Origin of the sequence: Haloactinopolyspora sp. (assembly GCF_027324685.1) — a bacterium.
Classification (GTDB): Bacteria; Actinomycetota; Actinomycetes; order Jiangellales; family Jiangellaceae; genus Haloactinopolyspora.
In genome coordinates, this window is record NZ_DAHVSH010000148.1 from 1 (window position 1) to 4,890 (window position 4,890).

Annotated in this window: 5 protein-coding genes and 1 pseudogene; 3 read left to right on the forward strand and 3 right to left on the reverse strand. The window is 70.3% G+C overall.

All coding sequences use genetic code 11. The features are described 5' to 3' along the window. Nucleotides 1-140 (forward strand): annotated as a pseudogene (locus M6444_RS23040) (dihydrodipicolinate synthase family protein); the annotation flags it as partial. 22 nt (nucleotides 141-162) lie between these two features. Here M6444_RS23040 and M6444_RS16430 read toward each other — a convergent pair. The 3 genes from M6444_RS16430 to M6444_RS16440 form a co-directional block, all read right to left on the reverse strand. Then, complete coding sequence (locus M6444_RS16430) at nucleotides 163-1,392, reverse strand: hypothetical protein (RefSeq protein WP_298329756.1); 1,230 nt, start codon at nucleotides 1,390-1,392, stop codon at nucleotides 163-165. A gap of 133 nt (nucleotides 1,393-1,525) precedes the next feature. Then, a complete protein-coding gene (gene thyX, locus M6444_RS16435; RefSeq protein WP_363326403.1) occupies nucleotides 1,526-2,311 on the reverse strand; it encodes an FAD-dependent thymidylate synthase in 786 nt (261 codons plus the stop codon). Nucleotides 2,312-2,357: 46 nt separating this feature from the next. Beyond that, a complete protein-coding gene (locus M6444_RS16440) occupies nucleotides 2,358-3,101 on the reverse strand; it encodes an NAD(P)-dependent oxidoreductase (protein WP_298329760.1) in 744 nt (247 codons plus the stop codon). Nucleotides 3,102-3,191: 90 nt separating this feature from the next. Here M6444_RS16440 and M6444_RS16445 point away from each other — a divergent pair, with 90 nt between their 5' ends. Together M6444_RS16445 and M6444_RS16450 are read left to right on the forward strand one after the other, a co-directional pair. Beyond that, the gene (locus M6444_RS16445; RefSeq protein ID WP_298329763.1) at nucleotides 3,192-4,151 is read left to right on the forward strand and encodes a dihydrodipicolinate synthase family protein; all 960 of its coding nucleotides are present in this window, start codon (nucleotides 3,192-3,194) and stop codon (nucleotides 4,149-4,151) included. A 36-nt stretch (nucleotides 4,152-4,187) separates the two neighbouring features. Beyond that, nucleotides 4,188-4,890, forward strand: a 703-nt coding sequence (locus tag M6444_RS16450) for an AAA family ATPase (RefSeq protein WP_298329767.1), incomplete at its 3' end; no start/stop codon positions are given.

The following is a 4,890-nucleotide window of genomic DNA, read 5'->3' on the forward strand; positions in this document are numbered from 1 at the left end:
TCGAGGGGTTGTGGTGCCTCGACGAGGACGAACGGCTCTCGCCCGGTCAGCTCGAGGAGATCGACCGGATCTGGGCTGCCTACCCGCACCTGCGCGACGACGAGTTCGTCGAGGCCAACCTCGACCGGTGGCTGGCCTGACGACACCCGAGTGCGCCCGCGCTCAGAGCGTGAGCTGATACAGCGTCAGCGGGCGCCCGATGGTGCCGGAGTCGGCGTTGCCGGACCGCTTGGCGTAGCCGGCCATCTCGAGGCGCTGCAGAATGCGCCGCGCGGTGCGCAGCTGAATACCCAGGCCGTCGGCGATGTCGCGCGTGGTGAGCGCCCGCCCGCCCGCGGTGGTCGTCACCTCGCGTAGCCGGTCCAGCGTGTCGGCGGACAGTCCGACCCGGCTGGCCACGACGGCCCGGCTCTGCTCGGTGACCGGGGTCTGCTCCGGCGCGGCGTCGAGCATCACGTCGACGTCGTTGCGCATCGAGACCACCGCGGCGATCGAGCCGTAGCTACGCGCCCGCGAGAGCGCCCGACGGGCCAGGCGTTCGGCCTCGGCGCCACTGTGGCCCAGGCCGAAACCGATGCGGACCGTGTCGTGGGTACGCCCCAGTCGGTGCAGCATCGGCAACGCGGTGAAGCCGTGGGAGACGTCGTGCAACGGGCCGCGAGTGGTGACGATCATGGACGTCGTGGACGAATAGTTCGACAGCGACCCACCGAGGGCGCCCACCTCGCGGGCGAGCTCGCCGGATTCGCCGTCGGCGCCCGGAGAAAGTTCCACCAAGCCCAGCGCGACCTGGGCGTCTTCTTGGATCTGGCTGGTCGCGGTCAGCAGGAGCTGACGCAAGGCCGTGCGCACCGAATGCGGCAGCGGAGCCAGCCGGAAGACCGGGACGCTGCCCTCGAGCTCGTCGTAGACCGAGGCGAGGCAGGTGATGGCGACAGCATCCGGGTGCCGCGCGGCGTGCCGGCGATGGAAAGCCGCGAAATCGGCGGAGCCGGATCCGGGGCGGTACGGCATGGTGCGGATGCCGTCGGTCGGGACGCCGGCTGCGGCCAGGGTGTCGTGTACGTGCCGCGTGTCCAGGGTGTCGACCGACAGGTGTGTCACGTCGCGGCCGTCGCGCAGCAGCCGGACCAGAGCCTGAAGCAGGGTCGATCCGCTGTAGTCGACGAAGGCAGCCGGACGGGTGCGGGCCTCCTGCGAGATCGTGTAGGGCACGATGCCGGTGAACAGCCAGCCGTCCACACCCGAGGCGTGGGTGCTGACCAGCTCCGCTGCCTGCGATTCGTGGTCGTAGTCGAACCGATGGACCTGGATGCCGGGATGCTCTTCGCAGACGGCGGCGACGCTGTCGACGAGGTCGTGCGGCCCGACCACGCCGATCGAGGTGTGCATCCGCGTCCTCCCCCTTCTTCCGGAGCCGTCGGCCGGCTCGCCCGCATCGATCTCACTGTAACCAGGGCGTTTCCATTTTACGGCCGGGACCGTTACCGCGTGGCTATCTCCGCGGTCGTCGGCTCGAAACCGGTCACACCTTGCGCCAGCCAGGCACCCAGGCGCCGTCCTCGACGGTGTAGTCACCGAACAACGCGGGTGCTTCCCTCACCATCAGCTCGCCGACCTTGCCGAGTACGATGCGGATCTCTTCTTCGGCGCCGGGTGCGGTGCGGTTCTCGATCACATGACGCAGCGTGCGGACGTTGGCCGTCCACACCAAACCGGTGGCCAGCCCCTCGGGCGCGAAGCGGCGCATGAACGACGTCTTCGCCTTCTTCTCGGCGAACTTGACACCTTCGTCGTCGAGCCCGAAGTGCTCGGCCATCCAGCCCTGGAACTGCTCCATCTGCTCCAGCAGGTCCGTGGCCCGCCGCATGAGCTCGGGATCGGCACGAGCCCATTCGGGGAACCAGAACGGCAGGTCGTCGAGGCGGACGAAGCGCAGCGACTCCTGGGACACCGCGACCCCGGCGCGGTGGCGGACCAGTTCGTGCGTGGTCACCCGGCTGACGTTGTGCAGCACGAACGAGAAGTTCACGTGCTCGAGCACCGAACCGTGGGCGCTGGACAGGATGTTCTGCAGGTACTGGGCCTGATCGGTGCGGACCCGGCTGACGTTCGGATTCAGGCCCGGCTCCCACGAGCGGTAGCAGATGCGACCGGCGAATTCGGCCAGATTCTGCGCGTCGTCCAGTTCACCGCGGTCGACTCGCTCGAGCCAGCTCTCGCCACCGACCTCTTTGAGGTAGGCCGCGACCTCGTCGTAGTCGAAGTCGGGCCGGGCAATGAGATGGACTTCGGGTTCGACGGCACGCACCATGACCTCCGGACTGCAGCAGGAATCGCCACCAGTCTGCCACCGGTCATGGCACGCGCGTGGCTCGCCAGCCCAGGACGTCACCCGTGTCGTCCGGGCGAACGGACACGCCCTTGACGTCAGCGGTGATGGTGAACGGACGGTACTGGCCGCGGTAGTCCGCGGCCGCGGCCACCGCGGCAGCCAGATCGCTCGCGGCGAGAACTGGAATCCGGCGGCCGGTGCGCATCCGCATCGTCCGCGGCCGGTGATCGTCGTCGGCGGCACGCCAGTGCGGCCAGTCCTCGTCGGCGGTGGGGTAGACCAGTCGCAGCGAGCACGCCGCGAGTCCGAGGCCGGGCGCCACGGCCGCGCACACCTGCTCGCCGAGCCGTTTGGTCAACCCGTACGGTCGGGTCGCATCGGGTGGCGCTGCCGGGTCGATGGTGACCTTCGCGTACTTCTCGTACACCGACATGGTGCTGATGTGCACGAAGGAGCGGACGCCGGCCGCGGCGGACGCGGTCAAGGCCAGGTGGATCGAAGCGACGTTGACGTCGAAGGCGGCGCGCACCATGGCGGGGTCCGGGTCGTCGTGGCTGGGGATGACCGCGGCCATGTGGACCACGACGTCCGAACCGTCGACCGCGGCGGCGACGTCGTCGGGGGAGCAGGCGTCGCCGACGACGGACTGGATGCCGGCGACGGGACTGGGCTTGCGATCGAGGACGCGGACCTGGTGGTGCCGCGCAAGCCACGGCACCGTGAACGTCCCCACCAAGCCCGCACCGCCGATGATCGCCATGAGCATGGCGCTCAGTATGCTCGCCCGGTCCGGTTGATCGCGCGCTCGGCCCCCGGCCGGCGGGCACGACGGCGACGGCCTGGTTACGCTGCCCATGTGGCGAACTCGCGGGACAAGACACACCTCACCGAACAGTTGCGCTGGTCGTTGGTCGCCGCGCCCGCCACCCCGATGCGCCCGGACGGCACCGTCGATCCCGCCGTGTGCGCCGCGTATTTCACCCACCTGGTTCACACCGGCGCCAAGGCGCTGGCCATCGGCGCGCACACCGGCCGCGGCGAGCACCTGCCCACCGAGGTCAAGGCCGAGCTCGTACGCCGCGCAGCGGCGGTGGGCGTGCCGGTGATCGCCGGTGTGGGACACCCGGGGGTGGGCGAGCACGACCAGAAGGAGGCCGAGTGGGCGCGGACGGCGGCCGAAGCCGGCGCGGACGCGTTGCTGGTGTTCCCGCCCGCCGACACCGGCGACGCGGCGGCCGTCCTGGCCCACCACGACCTGCTGTACAACGCGGCGGGTGTCCCGCTGATCGCGTTCGACCTTTACTCGCGGCCGTACCCGCACGAAGTGTTGACGGTCCTGCTCGAGCATCCCGGCGTCGTGGCGTTCAAGCCGGCCCGCCTCTACGACGCCATCGCCTGCCAGGCCGGCATCGCCGCGGCCCGGTCCCGCGGGCGGCTCGTCCTCACCGGCGAGGACCGCATGCTCGGGCCGTCGTTGATGTGGGGCGCCGAGGGCGCGCTGTTGGGCATCGCCGCCGCTGCCGCCCAGGTGTCCGCAGCCGCAGTGGAGACCTTCGCCGCTGCGGTGCACACCTCGGCGCGCGATGCCGCGGCCAGGTTCCTCGAAGTGTCGGCGGTGGTCGACGAACTGGCGCGGGTGACCTTCCGCCCGCCGTACGACGGCTACGTGCAGCGGATGCTGTGGATCGCCGCCGACGAGGGTGCGATTCCCGCGGAGTTCGCCACTGATCCGTACCGTCCCGGCGAACTCGCCGACGACGAACGCGCCGAGGTTCTGCGCGTCGTGCGGCAGTGCCGTGACCAAGTACGCCAGTGAGCCGGTCGGCCACCATTTCCGCGTAGAGTCGCCGTCATGGAGCAGGAGGGACTCTTCAGCACGGGGCTTGGGCCGGGGCCGGCCGTGCCGGCGGGTTCGCTCAGCGGCGCTGACGAGGACCACACCGGCCAGCCACTCGCGGTGCGGATGCGCCCGCGCACGCTGGACGAGATCGTCGGCCAACAGCATCTGCTCGGCCCCGGCACGCCGCTGCGTCAACTGGTCGAGCACGACCAGCCGATGGCGCTGGTGTTGTGGGGCCCGCCCGGAACCGGAAAGACGACCCTGGCCTACGTCGTCAGCCGTGCCACCCAGCGCCGCTTCGTCGAGCTGTCCGCGGTCACCGCCGGTGTCAAGGACGTGCGCAACGTCATCGACGGTGCTCGGCGAGCACTCGTCCGCTCCGGTGTCGGCACGGTGTTGTTCGTCGACGAGGTGCATCGCTTCTCCAAGACGCAGCAGGACGCGCTGCTGCCCGGGGTGGAGAACCGCTGGGTCTCTCTCGTCGCCGCCACCACCGAGAATCCTTACTTCGCCCTCATCAGCCCGTTGCTGTCGCGCTCGTTGCTGCTCACACTCGAGCCGCTCGACGACGAGTCGATCAGCCAGGTGGTGCGCCGGGCGCTGAGCGACGAACGAGGCCTGGCCGGGACGGTCGAGCTGGCCGACGACGCGCACGACCACCTGGTCCGCCTGGCCGGCGGTGACGCGCGGCGGGTGCTGACCTACCTCGAGGCGG

Coding starts and splice junctions, on each gene's coding strand:
- M6444_RS16430 (WP_298329756.1), bottom strand. CDS start 1,392: ATGCACACCTCGATCGGCGTGGTCGGGCCGCACGACCTCGTCGACAGC.
- M6444_RS16440 (WP_298329760.1), bottom strand. CDS start 3,101: ATGCTCATGGCGATCATCGGCGGTGCGGGCTTGGTGGGGACGTTCACG.